The 15,393-nt window shown below is 57.3% G+C and carries 11 protein-coding genes and 2 tRNA genes; 8 read left to right on the top strand and 5 right to left on the bottom strand.

The features are described from left to right. Positions 1-562: 562 nt before the first annotated feature. A complete protein-coding gene (locus J3353_RS10630) occupies positions 563-1,483 on the bottom strand; it encodes a sugar phosphate nucleotidyltransferase (RefSeq protein WP_207684828.1) in 921 nt (306 codons plus the stop codon). Between the two features lie 162 nt (positions 1,484-1,645). Here J3353_RS10630 and J3353_RS10635 point away from each other — a divergent pair, with 162 nt between their 5' ends. The 6 genes from J3353_RS10635 to thrS all read left to right on the top strand — a co-directional run bounded on the left by J3353_RS10635 (position 1,646) and on the right by thrS (position 9,308). Then, positions 1,646-2,422 carry an SDR family oxidoreductase gene (locus J3353_RS10635; RefSeq protein ID WP_242700924.1) on the top strand — a complete coding sequence of 259 codons (777 nt, stop codon included), beginning with the start codon at positions 1,646-1,648 and terminating at the stop codon, positions 2,420-2,422. Positions 2,423-2,490: 68 nt separating this feature from the next. After that, positions 2,491-3,126 (top strand): RpiB/LacA/LacB family sugar-phosphate isomerase, encoded by a 636-nt coding sequence (locus tag J3353_RS10640; protein WP_207684830.1) that lies wholly within the window; start codon positions 2,491-2,493, stop codon positions 3,124-3,126. A gap of 92 nt (positions 3,127-3,218) precedes the next feature. Next, positions 3,219-3,629 (top strand): DUF1622 domain-containing protein, encoded by a 411-nt coding sequence (locus J3353_RS10645; protein ID WP_154277096.1) that lies wholly within the window; start codon positions 3,219-3,221, stop codon positions 3,627-3,629. 252 nt (positions 3,630-3,881) lie between these two features. Further along, positions 3,882-5,624, top strand: a complete 1,743-nt coding sequence (locus tag J3353_RS10650; RefSeq protein WP_207684832.1) for an ammonium transporter — start codon at positions 3,882-3,884, stop codon at positions 5,622-5,624. Between the two features lie 244 nt (positions 5,625-5,868). After that, on the top strand, positions 5,869-7,149 hold the full coding sequence (locus J3353_RS10655; RefSeq protein WP_207684833.1) for a chloride channel protein: 1,281 nt from the start codon (positions 5,869-5,871) through the stop codon (positions 7,147-7,149). A gap of 368 nt (positions 7,150-7,517) precedes the next feature. Then, the gene (gene thrS / locus J3353_RS10660; RefSeq protein WP_097771397.1) at positions 7,518-9,308 is read left to right on the top strand and encodes a threonine--tRNA ligase; all 1,791 of its coding nucleotides are present in this window, start codon (positions 7,518-7,520) and stop codon (positions 9,306-9,308) included. Between the two features lie 84 nt (positions 9,309-9,392). Here the strand turns inward: thrS and trpS are convergent, their stop codons facing one another. The 3 genes from trpS to J3353_RS10675 all read right to left on the bottom strand — a co-directional run bounded on the left by trpS (position 9,393) and on the right by J3353_RS10675 (position 10,909). Next, the gene (gene trpS, locus J3353_RS10665; RefSeq protein ID WP_005934814.1) at positions 9,393-10,454 is read right to left on the bottom strand and encodes a tryptophan--tRNA ligase; all 1,062 of its coding nucleotides are present in this window, start codon (positions 10,452-10,454) and stop codon (positions 9,393-9,395) included. A 262-nt stretch (positions 10,455-10,716) separates the two neighbouring features. Then, positions 10,717-10,793 (bottom strand) — tRNA-Asn (locus J3353_RS10670). A gap of 41 nt (positions 10,794-10,834) precedes the next feature. Continuing rightward, positions 10,835-10,909: transfer RNA gene (locus tag J3353_RS10675), tRNA-Glu, on the bottom strand. A 448-nt stretch (positions 10,910-11,357) separates the two neighbouring features. Between J3353_RS10675 and pckA the strand changes: the two genes are divergently transcribed. Together pckA and J3353_RS10685 are read left to right on the top strand one after the other, a co-directional pair. Continuing rightward, positions 11,358-12,962 carry a phosphoenolpyruvate carboxykinase (ATP) gene (pckA, locus tag J3353_RS10680; RefSeq protein WP_207684834.1) on the top strand — a complete coding sequence of 535 codons (1,605 nt, stop codon included), beginning with the start codon at positions 11,358-11,360 and terminating at the stop codon, positions 12,960-12,962. 167 nt (positions 12,963-13,129) lie between these two features. Continuing rightward, positions 13,130-13,792, top strand: a complete 663-nt coding sequence (locus J3353_RS10685; protein ID WP_207684835.1) for a helix-turn-helix domain-containing protein — start codon at positions 13,130-13,132, stop codon at positions 13,790-13,792. A 99-nt stretch (positions 13,793-13,891) separates the two neighbouring features. Here the strand turns inward: J3353_RS10685 and J3353_RS10690 are convergent, their stop codons facing one another. Beyond that, a complete protein-coding gene (locus tag J3353_RS10690) occupies positions 13,892-15,304 on the bottom strand; it encodes an MFS transporter (protein WP_097773155.1) in 1,413 nt (470 codons plus the stop codon). Positions 15,305-15,393: the final 89 nt, after the last annotated feature.

Below are 15,393 nucleotides of genomic sequence, written 5' to 3' on the forward strand. Positions count from 1 at the left end.
AAAACGAGCTTATCCCTGACCTGAACGATGAGGGCACGGCTCCGGAAGAGATGAAGTTCTTCCCGGCCAATCCCGTAAGCAAGCTTGATGTGCTGAATGCATGGCAGAAGGCACAGGAGCTCAAGAACAACTAACGCCATCCCCGAATATTCCCAAATATACGTAGAAGCGCCTCATCCTTCACCGGATGGGGCGCTTCTGCGTTGTAATGTGTCGAATTTTCTGTTATACTGTACCTGTCGGCCTTCCGACCCATTTGATGTGGGAAGGAGGTGGTAACCATGGAAATGGTAGTCTCATTTATACTGTCCGTCGCAGCGGGTGTGGTCAGCTACTACATCTGCAAGTGGCTTGAGGAACAGTTCAAGGCCGGTAAGCACTAACCCTTAGCAAGCAGGAAGCCCCCTTGGTATTCGCAGTACCGAGGGGGCTTCTTGTTGCTTTGGTGGAACCATGGAATGGTTCCGTAGTCTCATCTACAACTTTAGTATATGCACTCCTGCGCAAAAAGTCAAGAGGGCCGCCACAGATTTTGTTTCGCATCTGCGCCTGTTTCAGCTTATCACGCCCACAGATCCTCGGGGTACAGGCCCTCCTGGGTTTTCTGGGCGATGGCGGCCACCACGGTGGGCTTATCCTCACGGTAGGTCACGCCGTACCACTTATCGGTGCTCTTGAGCACGGTGACTGCCGCCTTGCCCTCATCGATGAGCTCGCTGGCCACGGTGGGCAGGAAATACTCGCATTTGAGGGGGTTCTTGGGCAGATTCTCACGCAGCCAGCCTGCAAAGCGGCGGTCGGCCTCGTCCAGGAAGCTCTTGCCGAAGCCCCACAGGTTCATGCTGACAGGTGCTTCCACCGGCAGGTCATCCGTGCCCTCACCGACAAGAGCGGTGCAGCGGATGCCGCCCTCATAGGTCTCGATGCCGGTGCGCTCGGTCACGCTGTGCAGGGTGCCGTCCGGGTTCACCACGCAGACACCGCGGGAGACGGTGCCGTTCTCGGAGACAGTATTTTTGAGCAGGTAGCTCACCATGCAGTAATCGTAAACTGCGCCGTCCTGATGGGTGGACAGATACTCATAGATGACCTTGAAGGCCTCGGGGCCGTAGTAGTCGTCCGCGTTGATGACAGCGAAGGGCCCATCAATGAGGTCTTTTGCGGCCAGCACGGCGTGGCAGGTGCCCCAGGGCTTGACACGGCCCTCGGGGATGGTGAAGCCTGCGGGCAGCTCATCCAGCTGCTGGAAAGCGTATTTCACGTTCATGCCCTGAGAGACGCGGTCACCGATGGCGGCTTTGAAGGCATCCTCGATCTCGTGCTTGATGACAAAGATCACAGTCTCAAAGCCTGCGCGGTGGGCATCGTACAGGGAGTACTCCACAATGGGCTGACCCTTGGGGCCCACCGGGTCGATCTGCTTCATGCCGCCGTAACGGCTGCCCATGCCGGCAGCCATGACCACCAATACCGGTTTGTTCATTTTTCTTTCCTCCTGCGTCAGTGCGCTGTTCTTTGAGTCTATTATACTCCAAAATTTCCCGGGCAACAAGGGATAGCTTTTTCTTGAATTTTTGCATGGATTCTCACCCACTGCCGTGATAGAATAGAGGCAATGGAGTTTCCGCAGAAAAGGAGAATGCTTATGTCAACCAAAACTGTCTGGATCACCGGCGCTTCTTCCGGCATCGGGCGGGAGTTTGCCCGCCGCTATGCCCGGCTGGGCTTCCGGCTCATTCTGACCGCCCGCCGCCGCGACCGGCTGGAGACCCTTGCCGCCGAGCTCCGGGCGAAACACGGCACCCTCTGCCGCATCGTACCCGCCGACCTTGAGCAGGATGCGCAGGTCACCGCCCTGTGCGAAGCACTGGCAGACGAACGCATCGACCTGTTCATCAACAACGCAGGCTTTGGTGCCTGCGGTGCCTTTTCCGAAACAGACGAGGGCAAGGAGCTTTCCATGCTGCGGGTGAACGTGCTGGCCATGCACCGGCTGTTCAAGTTCACCCTGCGCAAGATGGAAGCACAGGGCTATGGCACCATCCTGAACGTGGCATCCTCGGCGGGCCTGCTGCCGGGCGGGCCCTATATGGCGGGCTACTACGCCTCCAAGGCATACGTTGTCAGCCTGACCCGCGGCGTGGCTGAGGAGCTGCGGGAGCAGCACAGCCCGGTCTATGTCTGTGCCCTCTGCCCCGGCCCCGTGGACACCGAGTTCAACGACCGTGCCGACGTGGTATTCGCCCTTAAGGGCATCACCCCGGAGCTCTGCGTGGAGGAGGCCATGCGCGGGATGCTCCGCCGCAAGACCATCATCGTGCCCAGCACCCTGATGCGCCTTGCCACCACGGCCCAGAAGCTCGTTCCCACGCCCCTGCTCATGCCCATCGTGGCACGCCAGCAGAAAAAGAAGCTGGGCTGATGGCCGCTTGACAGCGCACCGCCGCTCATGTATCTTAGAGGTATCCGAAAAAACAGGAGGAATGTTCCATGAAAATTGCACTCATCAACGAAAACAGTCAGGCCGCCAAGAACGGCATCATTGAAACCGCCCTGAAAAAGGTGGTGGAACCCATGGGCCACGAGGTGGTCAACTACGGCATGTACACCGCCGAGGATGCCGCCCAGCTGACCTATGTTCAGTGCGGCATTCTGGCCGCCATCCTGCTGAACAGCGGCGCGGCCGACTACGTCATCACCGGCTGCGGCACCGGCGAGGGTGCCATGCTGGCCCTGAACAGCTTCCCCGGCGTGATCTGCGGCCATGTGGAGGACCCCGTGGACGCTTACACCTTTGCCCACGTCAACGACGGCAACGCCGTTTCCATGCCCTTTGCCAAGGGCTTTGGCTGGGGCGGCGAGCTGAACCTCGAGTACTGCTTCGAGAAGCTGTTCGGCTTTGGCCACGGTCAGGGCTACCCCAAGGAGCGCGTTGTGCCTGAGATGCGGAACAAGGCCATTCTGGATGATGTGCGCGCTGCCACCTTCAAGCCCCTGATCGAGTGCCTGCAGAGCATCGACCAGGACCTGCTCAAGGGAGCCATTGCAGGCGAAAAGTTCAGTGAGCTGTTCTTCGCCTCCTGCAAAGATGAGCAGCTGGCCGCCTACATCAAGACCCTGCTGTAAGCAGAAGCGGCAGGATATACGAATCTTATCCAAACACATCCTGCTCACCCTGAAAAGGGCGGTTTATGATACGAAACACGAGGAAGTCTAATATGGCATGGTTGTACCATTTCAATCAGATCGTCACCCACGGCATGGAGGGGTTTCTGGAGACGGCGGTGCCGCTGATCTCCGGGCTGGCTGAGATCATCGGCCTGTTCATCATCGTCACCAGCCTTGTCAAGGCCACCTACCACTATGTGCGGGTCACCTTTTTCCATGGCCAGCACGATTTCCTCCACGAGATGTCCAGCGGCCTGACCACGGCGCTGGAGTTTCTGATGTCGGCGGAGATCGCCAAGACCTTCCTGTTGCAGAATCTGGAATCGGTGGTACCGCTGGCGGCCACCTTTGCCCTGCGAGCCATGATGAGCCTGATGCTCCACTGGGAGATGGAGGGCGGACACCGCTCCGGCCGCAAAAAGGAAGAAACGCCCGCCGGTGAGGCCGAGAAAAAAGAATGACTTGTAAAGCTTTCCTCTTTTTTCTCGGTTCTGTGTTGTGTAAAACGTAAAAATCATGCCCCGGCTCTTGACAGTTTTGCACAAAGGGGCTATACTCGTGCCATCGAAAGCAAAGGCGCTGACGGAAGTGATTCCGCCAGCGCCTTTTGTGTTTTCGCTGGATATTGCTCGGGAGGAATAGAGGGCCTCCTGAACAAGGCTCCCGCGCACATTCGGTGCGGGGAGCGCATTACAAACCGGGGAGGTATTATAATGTTCAGTTCCATAAACACCTGTTGGGTGCTGGTTGCGGCATTCCTGGTCTACTTTATGCAGGCCGGTTTTGCGCTGTGTGAGGCGGGCTTTACCCGCGCCAAAAACACCGGCAACATCCTGATGAAAAACATGATGGACTTCTGCATCGGCACACCGTGCTACTGGGTCATCGGCTTCGGCCTGATGTTCGGCGGCACAAGCGCGCTGATCGGCGGGTTCGATCCGTTCATTCAGGGCGATTACAGCCACCTGGGGCTTGATATCCCGCTGTGGGTGTACATCGTGTTCCAGACCGTGTTCTGTGCCACGGCAGCCACCATCGTGTCCGGCTCCATGGCCGAGCGCACCAACTTCAAGGCTTACTGCGTTTATTCCGCTGCCATTTCGCTGGTGGTCTACCCCATCTGCGGCCACTGGATGTGGGGCGGCGGCTGGCTGCAGAACATGGGCTTCCATGATTTTGCCGGTTCCGCAGCCGTTCACAATGTGGGCGGTGTGATCGCCCTGCTGGGTGCCGCAATGCTCGGCCCCCGTATCGGCAAGTACGATAAGGACGGCAACCCCCACGCCATTCCCGGCCACAACCTGACCGCCGGTGCGCTGGGCGTGTTCATCCTGTGGTTCTGCTGGTTCGGCTTCAACGGCGGCTCTTCCCTGAGCCTTGCCACCGATGAGGCCATGACCCTGACGGGTCTTGTCTGCTTCAACACCAACCTGGCCGCTGCCGTTGCCACCTGTGTGACCATGATCTTCACCTGGCTGCGCTACGGCAAGCCCGATGTCTCCATGACCCTGAACGGCTCTCTGGCCGGTCTGGTCGCCATCACCGCAGGCTGCGACGCGGTCTCTCCCTTCGGTGCCTTCCTCATCGGCTTTGTGGCCGGTATCCTTGTGGTCCTGAGCGTTGAATTCTTTGATAAGATCGCAAAGATCGATGATCCCGTGGGTGCTGTCTCCGTTCACTTTGCAAACGGCGTGTGGGGCACCATTGCCGTGGGCCTGTTCTCCAACGGCGGCGACGGCGTGGGCAAGGGCCTGTTCTACGGCGGCGGCTTTGCACAGCTGGGCACCCAGCTGCTGGGCCTTATCACCGTTGATGTATACGTTGTGGTCGTGATGTTCATCATCTTCAAGATCATCGACAAAACCATCGGCCTGCGCGTCCCCGCTGAGGTGGAGATCGACGGCCTGGATATCCACGAGCACGGCCTGACTTCCGCTTACGCCGGTTTCTCCATCTCCGATGCCAACGCCGCTGCCATGGTGCCCAACGAGAACACCGATCTGGGCGAGGATGATGCCTCCAAGGCAAGCGCCGTGCAGATGAACGCTGCCGTGCCTGTGGTCAAGGAGCCTGCCGTCATCCACGATGGCATCTACGACACCGGTATGCACAAAGTGTCCATCATTGCAAAGCTCTCCAAGTTCGATCAGCTCAAGACCGCGCTGAACGATCTGGGTGTGACCGGCATGACCGTGACCCAGGTGATGGGCTGCGGCATCCAGAAGGGCACCACCGAGAAATACCGCGGCGTGCCTGTGGACAGCACCTTGCTGCCCAAGATCAAGGTCGAGGTCATCGTTTCCAAGATCAGCGTGGACGCTGTGGTGGATGCCGCCAAGAAGGCCCTGTACACCGGCCACATCGGCGATGGCAAGATCTTTGTCTACAACGTGACCCGCGTGGTCAAGATCCGCACCGGCGAAGAGGACTTCGCCGCCCTGCAGGATGTGGAGTAACGCTCCGCACAATTTCAACCGCTGTCCCGCTTTGAAAGCGTGACGATATTTGTTCTCCTTGTTCTCCTTTTCCTTTTTCTGAAATCCATTCGGCAGAACCCCTGCTTCCTCCGCACAAGGAAGCAGGGGTTTGTCGTTGTCACCACGATGTGAGCCTCCCTGCAATGGTTCCGGGTTGACATCCCTGTGCGGGCGTGTTATTTTGGAGTGTAAAATTTTCAGTTTTTTTGTATCAGGAGTTTCTATGAGCAACTTGAATGATTTTAACCGCGAGGCCAAAGCCGCCCTGTGGGTGGCCCTGCAATGGCTGCTGCTGGCCGTGCCCACGGGTCTGGTCTGCGGCGCAGTCGGCACAGCGTTCCACCTGAGCGTGGAGTACGTCACCGAGCTGCGGGCCGCGCAGAGCTGGCTGCTGCTCTGCCTGCCGCTGGCGGGCCTTGCCATCGTGGCACTCTACAAGGTCACAAAGTGCGAAGGCGTGGGCACCAACAATGTCATCCGCGCCGTGCAGAGCGGCGAGCCGGTCAGCCTGCTGCTGGTGCCCGCCATCTTTCTGGGCACGGTGCTCACCCACCTGTGCGGCGGTTCTGCCGGCCGCGAGGGTGCAGCCCTGCAGATGGGCGGCAGCATCGGCTGGAACGTGGGCAAACTGCTCCACCTGAGCGATTACGTCCGCCGCACCGCCACCATCAGCGGCATGGCCGCGTTCTTCTCCGCCCTGTTCGGCACCCCGCTGACCGCCGCCCTCTTCGCCATGATGGTGGAGGACGTGGGGCTGACGTTCACTTCGGCCTTTATGCCCGCGTTCACTTCGGCCCTCATTGCTTACGGCGTATCCCTGTTCTTCGGGATCGCCCCGACCAATTTTGTGCTCAATTCCATCCCGCACCTGACGCTGGAAACCGCGCTTCAGACCGCCCTGCTGGGCATTGCCTGTGCCGCCGTGACCCGGCTGTTCTGCTGGACGCTTCACACCCTGGAACACGGGATCCCCAAACGGATCCCGAATCCCTGGCTCCGGGCTTTTGCGGGCGGTGCAGCCGTGGTAGCGTTCTCGTATCTGTTCGGTGTCGGGCGGTACAACGGGGCCGGAATGGCCGTCATTGCCGATGCCGTGGAGCAGGGAGCCGCGCTGCCCTGGGATTTTCTGTGCAAGATCTTCCTGACCGCCCTGACCCTGGCAGTAGGCTTCAAAGGCGGCGAGGTGGTCCCAAGTTTCTACATCGGGGCGACCTTTGGCTGCATCGCCGGGCCATGGCTGGGCCTGCCCGCCGGGTTTGCCGGTGCCATCGGTCTGGTCTGCGTGTTCTGCGGAGCCACAAACGCCCTGATCCCCTCCATCCTGCTGGGATTCGAGCTGTTTGGCGGGCAGGGGCTGGAGCTTATTGCGCTGGGCTGCGGCGTGTGCTACATGCTCTCGGGCCACCACGGCCTCTACAGCAGCCAGACCTTTGTCACCAACAAGCTGCGGCCGGAGTACGCCTCCCACAAGTGGCGGGTCAAGCTGAAGAAAAAAGAAGAATGATTTTTCGCAGATTTTCGCCGCAGAGAGCTTGATTTTTTGCCGCCATCGTGCTACAATCAGCGTAGTTTCATCCTGACCAAAGCGATGATGCGGACAAACCGAAGCTCGTTCCCCATGACGCAGAGAGGGCTGCCCCGGATACCGGGTGCTGCAAGCAGCCTGCCGTGCATCGGGCTTCTACCACCGCAGAGCGCAGAGGAGAACCTCTGCCGGGTGCGCCCGTTACAGCACAGCGAGTGGCGTGTTCTTAAGGGCACGCAATTCGGGTGGAACCGTGGAACGCGTGAAATCTTCAGGCGCTTCATCCCGTAAATTTGAGCGGGATGGAGCGCTTTTTTGTTTTAACTTTCATCAAAAGGAGAACCACTATGAAGATCATCTACAAAGACGGCCATGTGGACGAGTGCCCGCAGGACCAGGAACTGCATGTTATCCGCCACACCGCTGCTCACATCATGGCGCAGGCCATCAAGCGCCTGTACCCCGAGGCTGACTTTGCCTTTGGCCCCGCCACCGAGAACGGCTTCTACTACGATGTCGATCTGGGCGACACCAAGCTCACCGATGACGATCTGGCCAACATCGAAAAAGAGATGCGCAAGATCTGCAAGGAAAATCTGGCCATCAAGCCCTTCATCCTGCCCCGTGACGAGGCTGTGAAGCTGATGGAGGAGCGCCAGGAGCACTACAAGATCGAGCACATGGCTGATCTGGCCGACGAGACCGAGTTCAGCTTCTTCCAGCAGGGCGAGTACGTTGACATGTGCATCGGACCCCACCTGACCTACACCAAGGCGCTGAAGGCCTTCAAGATCACCCAGCAGTCCGGCGCATACTGGAAGAACGACAAGGAAAACAAGATGCTGACCCGTATCAACGGTGTGGCATTCCACAACCAGGAAGAGCTGGAAGCCTGGGAGAAGGAGCAGCAGGAGGCCCGTGAGCGCGATCACCGCAAGATCGGCAAGGAGATGGGCCTGTTTATGACCGACGACCTGGTGGGCCGCGGCCTGCCCATGTTCCTGCCCGCAGGCTACACCGTCTGGCAGGAGCTGGAGAACTATATCAAGGAGAAGGAGCGTGCACGCGGCTACCTGCACGTGATGACCCCCTGCATCGGTACCGTGAACCTGTACAAGACCTCCGGCCACTGGGATCACTACCGCGAGAACATGTTCCCCGCCATGGAGATGGAGGGCGAAAGCTATGTCCTGCGCCCGATGAACTGCCCCCACCACATGATGATCTACGCAAATCGTCCCCACTCTTACCGTGACCTGCCCATGCGCATCGGTGAGATCGCACACGATTTCCGCTACGAGTCCTCCGGCACCCTGAAGGGCATTGAGCGCGGCCGCCACTTCTGCCAGAACGATGCCCACCTGTTCTGCACTCCGGAGCAGATCAAGAGCGAGGTCGCCGATGTCTGCAACCTGATCTTCGAGACCTACAAGGACTTCAAGATCACCGATTACCGCTGCGTTCTGTCTCTGCGTGACCCCGCCGACAAGAAGAAGTACCACGACGACGATGCCATGTGGAACCACGCCGAAAACGCTCTGCGCGAGGTGCTGACCGAGCTGGGCATCCACTTCACCGAGGAGATCGGCGAGGCCGCCTTCTACGGCCCCAAGCTGGATGTGAACGTCAAGCCCGCCGTGGGTGCTGAGTATACTCTGTCCACCTGCCAGCTGGACTTCTGCCTGCCCGCAAAGTTCCACCTGACCTATGTGGACAAGGACGGCTCCGAAAAGACCCCCGTTGTCCTGCACCGTGCGATCCTGGGCTCTCTGGACCGCTTCATGGCCTACCTGATCGAGGAGACCAAGGGCAAGTTCCCCACCTGGCTGGCACCTGTTCAGGTCAAGGTCCTGCCCGTTTCCGAAAAGACCCTCGAGTATGCGGAGAGCATCACCGAGAAGCTGGTGGAGGCCGGTGTCCGCGTGGCTCTGGACGACGACAACCAGAAGATCGGCTACAAGATCCGTGCCGCACAGCAGGTGGACCGTGTGCCCTACATGCTGGTTCTGGGTGCCAAGGAAGCCGAGGCCGGCAACCTCTCTGTCCGTGACCGCAAGGGCGAGACCACCACGATGGAAGTGGATGAATTCATCGCAAAGGTCACCGAGGAGATCAAGACCCGCGCATATAACAACTGATTTCGCCTGAAATAAACAGCAAGCGCCGCGTTCCCAAACCGGGAGCGCGGCGCTTGTTTTATGCTTATTTTGTTTTACAAGCAGTTACTTCAGCAGGTTATTATCCGCGAAGTAGTCAATACGCATGGCTTTGCGGACATTGGCCAGGGTGGCAGCAGCGGTCTTTTCAGCCACGGCGCTGCCTTCCTTCAGGATCTCCACGACCTCGGGCAGGCGCTGCTCCCACTCCTTGCGGCGGTTGCGGATGGGCTCCAGCTCGGCCTGCATGACGGCGTTGAGGAACTTCTTGATCTTCACGTCGCCCAGACCGCCGCGCTGATAGTGGGCCTTGAGCTCATCGAGGTTCTGGTACTCCGGCAGGAACTCAGCAAAGTGCTCGGGGCGGCTGAAAGCGTCCAGATAGATGAACACGGGGTTGCCCTCCACCTTGCCGGGGTCCTGCACCCGCAGGTGGTTGGGGTCGGTGTACATGGACATGATCTTCTTCTTGATGTCCTCGGGCTCATCCGACAGGTAGATGCAGTTGCCCAGGCTCTTGCTCATCTTGGCCTTGCCATCGATGCCGGGCAGGCGCAGGCAGGCGGCATTCTGGGGCAGCATGATCTCAGGCATGGTCAGGGTCTCGCCGTAGACGGCGTTGAACTTGTGCACGATCTCGCGGCACTGCTCCAGCATGGGCATCTGATCCTCACCGGCCGGCACAGTAGTGGCACCGAATGCCGTGATATCCGCTGCCTGGCTGATGGGGTAGGTGAAGAAGCCCACCGGGATGCTGGTCTCGAAGTTCCGCATCTGGATCTCGCTCTTCACGGTGGGGTTGCGCTGCAGGCGGCTCACCGTGACCAGATTCATATAATAGAAGCTCAGCTCTGTCAGCTGCGGCACCATGGACTGGATGAAGATGTGGACCTTGTTGGGATCCAGACCGCAGGCCAGATAGTCCAGTGCCACCTGCAGGATGTTCTGGCGGACCTTCTCCGGGTTATCGGCGTTGTCCGTCAGGGCCTGCGCGTCAGCGATCATAATATAGATCTCGTCGAACTTGCCGGTGTTCTGCAGGCGCACGCGCTCCTTCAAAGAGCCAACGTAGTGGCCAACATGCAGGCGGCCCGTGGGACGGTCGCCGGTCAGAATGATCTGTTTCATTGTGATTTCTCCTTTTCAGGCAGCTCACCCTCTCAGTCATTGCTTCGCAATGCCAGCTCCCCCAAAGGGGGAGCCTTGGGCAGCTTCACCGTTTCGTCAGAAGCTCTCCCTTTGGGAGAGCTGGCGCTCAAGCGCCTGAGAGGGTGAGGACGCTGACCACAAGGATGCCGCTATCGTGATATTTCTTACTCCCCAGTATATCCCCCGCCGCATTCGCTGTCAACAAAAAGAAAAAAGCGATGGAACATTTCCATCGCTTTGCTGGCGCCTCTTGCCTGACTCGAACAGGCGACACCCTGATTAACAGTCAGGTGCTCTAACCGACTGAGCTAAAGAGGCATCTATATAAAACGGCATACAGCCGTTTTACTACTATAAAATGGTGACCCGTACCGGAATCGAACCGATGTTAAAGGCGTGAGAGGCCTCTGTCTTAACCGCTTGACCAACGGGCCATACGTCCATTTTCGCATCGGGGTTTCGCTCCCGACTCGATTATTTTAGCATAGCAGTCGTACTTTGTCAACAGGAAATTTCAAGTTTTTCAGAAATTTGTGCTGCGGGCCTCCCGCCCCGGTTTTTCCGCTCTGGGATACCCGCTTGCATCCAGAATCGACAAAATATTATCAAAGTTGTGTTTTGGGTCTCTTTTCTTTATTTTGTTCGCCGCGGTTCCCCTTTCTTCTTATGAAATCACTTCAAACAGCTAAGATTCTGAATAAAATTTGTTACATTTATAAGAACCTTTTGTTCCCTCTGGTTGATTTTGGAACGTTTTTATGTATAATGGTAAACAGGAGAATACGCATCTGTATTTCTTCATCGCCCGCGCTGTCCATTGGCTAAGGGCATGTGCGTCGCGCGATCAGAATTGATCTGAACGAAAGAAGAGGTATAAGTATTATGGCAAAGGTAGATCTGAGCAAGTACGGCATTACCGGCACGACCGAGGTCGTGTATAACCCCTCTTACGAGCAGCTGTTCGAGGAAGAGACCAAGCCCGGCCTGGAAGGCTACGAAGTGGGCAAGGTCAGCGAGCTGGGCGCTGTGAACGTTATGACCGGCATCTACACCGGCCGTTCCCCCAAGGACAAGTTCATCGTGATGGACGAGAACTCCAAGAACACCGTTTGGTGGACCAGCGACGAGTACAAGAACGACAACCACCCCGCTTCTGAGGAAGCCTGGGCTGCCGTGAAGGAGATCGCAAAGAAGGAGCTGTCCAACAAGCGCCTGTACGTTGTGGATGCTTTCTGCGGCGCAAACAAGGACACCCGCATGGCTGTCCGTTTCATCATGGAAGTGGCCTGGCAGGCACACTTCGTCACCAACATGTTCATCAAGCCCACCGCTGAGGAGCTGGAGAACTTTGAGCCTGATTTCGTTGTTTACAACGCTTCCAAGGCCAAGGTCGAGAACTACAAGGAGCTGGGCCTGAACTCCGAGACTGCTGTTATGTTCAACATCACCAGCAAGGAGCAGGTCATCGTCAACACCTGGTACGGCGGCGAGATGAAGAAGGGCATGTTCTCCATGATGAACTACTTCCTGCCGCTGAAGGGCATTGCTTCCATGCACTGCTCCGCCAACACCGATATGGAGGGCAAGAACACTGCCATCTTCTTCGGTCTGTCCGGCACCGGCAAGACCACCCTGTCCACCGATCCCAAGCGTCTGCTGATCGGCGATGACGAGCACGGCTGGGACGACAACGGCGTGTTCAACTTCGAGGGCGGCTGCTACGCAAAGGTCATCAACCTGGACAAGGACTCTGAGCCCGATATCTACAACGCCATCAAGCGCAACGCTCTGCTGGAGAACGTCACTCTGGATGCCGAGGGCCACATCGACTTCGCTGACAAGTCTGTCACCGAGAACACCCGTGTGTCCTACCCCATCAACCACATCCAGAACATCGTCCGCCCCATCTCTTCTGCACCTGCTGCAAAGAATGTCATCTTCCTGTCTGCTGACGCATTCGGCGTTCTGCCTCCCGTCTCTATCCTGAGCCCCGAGCAGACCCAGTACTACTTCCTGTCCGGCTTCACCGCAAAGCTGGCTGGCACCGAGCGCGGCATCACCGAGCCCACCCCCACCTTCTCCGCTTGCTTCGGCCAGGCTTTCCTGGAGCTGCACCCCACCAAGTACGCTGAGGAGCTGGTCAAGAAGATGCAGATGAGCGGCGCTAAGGCTTACCTGGTCAACACCGGCTGGAACGGCACCGGCAAGCGCATCTCCATCAAGGACACCCGTGGTATCATCGATGCTATCCTGAACGGCGATATCAACAACGTGCCCACCAAGAAGATCCCCTACTTCGACTTCGAGGTTCCCACCGTCCTGAACGGTGTTGACACCGGCATCCTGGATCCCCGCGATACCTACGCCGACGCTTCCCAGTGGGAGGAGAAGGCCAAGGATCTGGCTGGCCGCTTCATCAAGAACTTCAAGAAGTACGAGGGTAACGAGCACGGCAAGGCTCTGGTTTCTGCCGGCCCCCAGCTGTAAGCTCTGATCCCAGCATTTTTCTTCTGAACTCCATATAAAATATCCCCCACCGCCTGTCCATTGACCGAACAGGCGGTGGGGGATTTGTGTTTTGGAGCAGGTAAACAAAGCGTCGATTGCCTTTTGGTGCGTGGTATGCTATCCTTTTTCCAAAGGATGTGAGCACAATGAATGCGAAAACGTTCGGGGCATTTCTCGCCCGGATGCGCAAGTCACAGGGATTAACACAGGCAGAGCTGGCCCAGCAGCTGCATGTAACAGATAAGGCTGTCAGCCGATGGGAACGCGGGGTCGGCCTGCCGGACATCAACACGCTGGAACCACTGGCCGACGCGCTGGGGCTGACCCTTGCCGACCTGATGCACTGCCGTGACCCGCAGGAAGCAGATATTGCACCGGAAGTCCCGCTGAAAGATTTCTTTACTCTGCTGCGCCGTCAACAATCCATTGACTGGCGCTCGGTACGGGCAGTTTTGTTTTGGCTCAGTGCCGCACTGGCCATCTGGGGCATCCTCGCCTGCCCGGGCCGGATGGCCGTCCACTGGCGTACCCTGAGCAATGGGAACCTGCAGGCAGACGGCTGGCTTCCCTCCTGGGTGTTTTTCCCATTGTTCGTCGGGATAGAATTTCTCTCGCTGGAGCTCTGGAACAACTTTGAGCAGACCGGCTACTACCGACACTGGGGTGAGATAGGTGCCTCCGTCACCCGCTCCATGAACTTCTGCTCCCCTGCTGTCCGGCTCTGGAAGTTTGTGCTCGACCTGCTGTTCTTCTTCGGGTTCGGCTTCGCGATCCCCTGCGCTGAGATGATGGCGATTCTGATCAACTGAAAAAAAGGAAAGCCCTCCCATCGCACAAGCGAAAGGAGGGCTTTCTATCATCTTATCAGAAGTTTTCCCGTTCTTCTATTCCTCTGATTTTAAGACCATTTACTTTTCGTTCTTTGCCCGGCGTTCTTTCAGATCGCTTTCCATCTGCGCCAGCGTCTTTTTGTCCAGATTGAACACCACGCCGTACGCAATGATCATCACGATATAGCTTCCCAGATACATGACCGGCACCAGATAGCGCATCCGGGTTGCCACTTCGATCGTCTGTGCAGCCTTCAGAGATGCATCATAGCCCAGTTTGGTTGCCAGAACAAGGCCCAGAGAAGGTCCGATGCCCTGTGCAAGCTTACGGAAGAAGGAGTGCAGTGCATAGGTAGTGCCTTCTTCTCGCACACCAAATTTCCACTCATTATAATCGATCGCATCTGCCATCAGAGACCAGCTCAGGCAGCTTCCGATACCGCCGCCCAGCATTGCAATGACCTGACACAGGACATAAAGGCCGAGGCCCCGGCTGTCCGGTGTAATGGGCAGAACCAGCATCAGGACGTATGCCAGCGCACAGACAACCGAACCAAAGGTCACGGCTTCTTTCTTGCCAAAGCGCTTGACGATACGGCTCACAAAAGGACTGAAGATGAAAACGCCAAAGTAGGAGATCATACCCACAAGGCCGGAGATCTTTGCATTCTTGAAATAAGCCTGGAACAGGATCTGACCTGCAGTAGAGGCACCATACATACCAATAAACGTTGCTATAGGTGCCAGCGTTGCGCCCACAGCCGGGCGATTATGGATAAAGTTGTTGAACGCCTTCACGATGTTGAACTTCGGTGCATCCTCTTTCAGAGTGATCGTGGTGTCCACACGCACCTTTGTGTTCGTGACCATAAAGCGGAAGCAGATCAGACCGATCACACCCATGATCAGAGCAATGACAAACATCTGCTCACCACGCAGGTTGTTCTGGTTATCATAAATGATCACCGGAATCAGCATACCGGTCAGAAGCGCACCGCCCATAGAACCAATGGAGCGGAAAGTCGACAGCTGTGCACGCTGGATCGGGTCATCCGAGATCAGAGACAGCATCGAGCCATACGGCACATTTGCAACGGTGTAGAAAGCATCCCAGATCATATAGCCTGCCACAAACAGAATATTCTTGACCATACCGGGAGCCTGCGGGAACGGCAGATAGCAAAGTGCACCAGCCACGGTCAGTCCGATTGCACCGAACCAGATATAGGCAAGGAACTTGTTCCGGCGGTATTTGTGCGTATCCGCATCTACCATTGCTCCGATAATCGGATCGTTGATTGCGTCCCAGATCTGCACGATCAGCAGAAGGGATGCCATCAGGTAGTTGTCGATCCCCATAAACTGCGTCCAATAAATCGTCAGGTAGCCTTTGAGCGCAAAACTCATATTGCAGCCAAAGTCACCCGCTGCGTATGCAAGTTTATCACGCAATCCAAACCCTGCAGACGCATCCACTGTTGATTTTCCCATGAAAATACTCCTTCCTCAAATTTCCGGACAATTTTGGCACACCGCCCGCAAGCCGTATGCATATTTATGAATCCATGATACGGCATCTC

Origin of the sequence: Faecalibacterium sp. Marseille-Q4137 (assembly GCF_017377535.1) — a bacterium.
Classification (GTDB): Bacteria; Bacillota; Clostridia; order Oscillospirales; family Ruminococcaceae; genus Faecalibacterium; species Faecalibacterium duncaniae.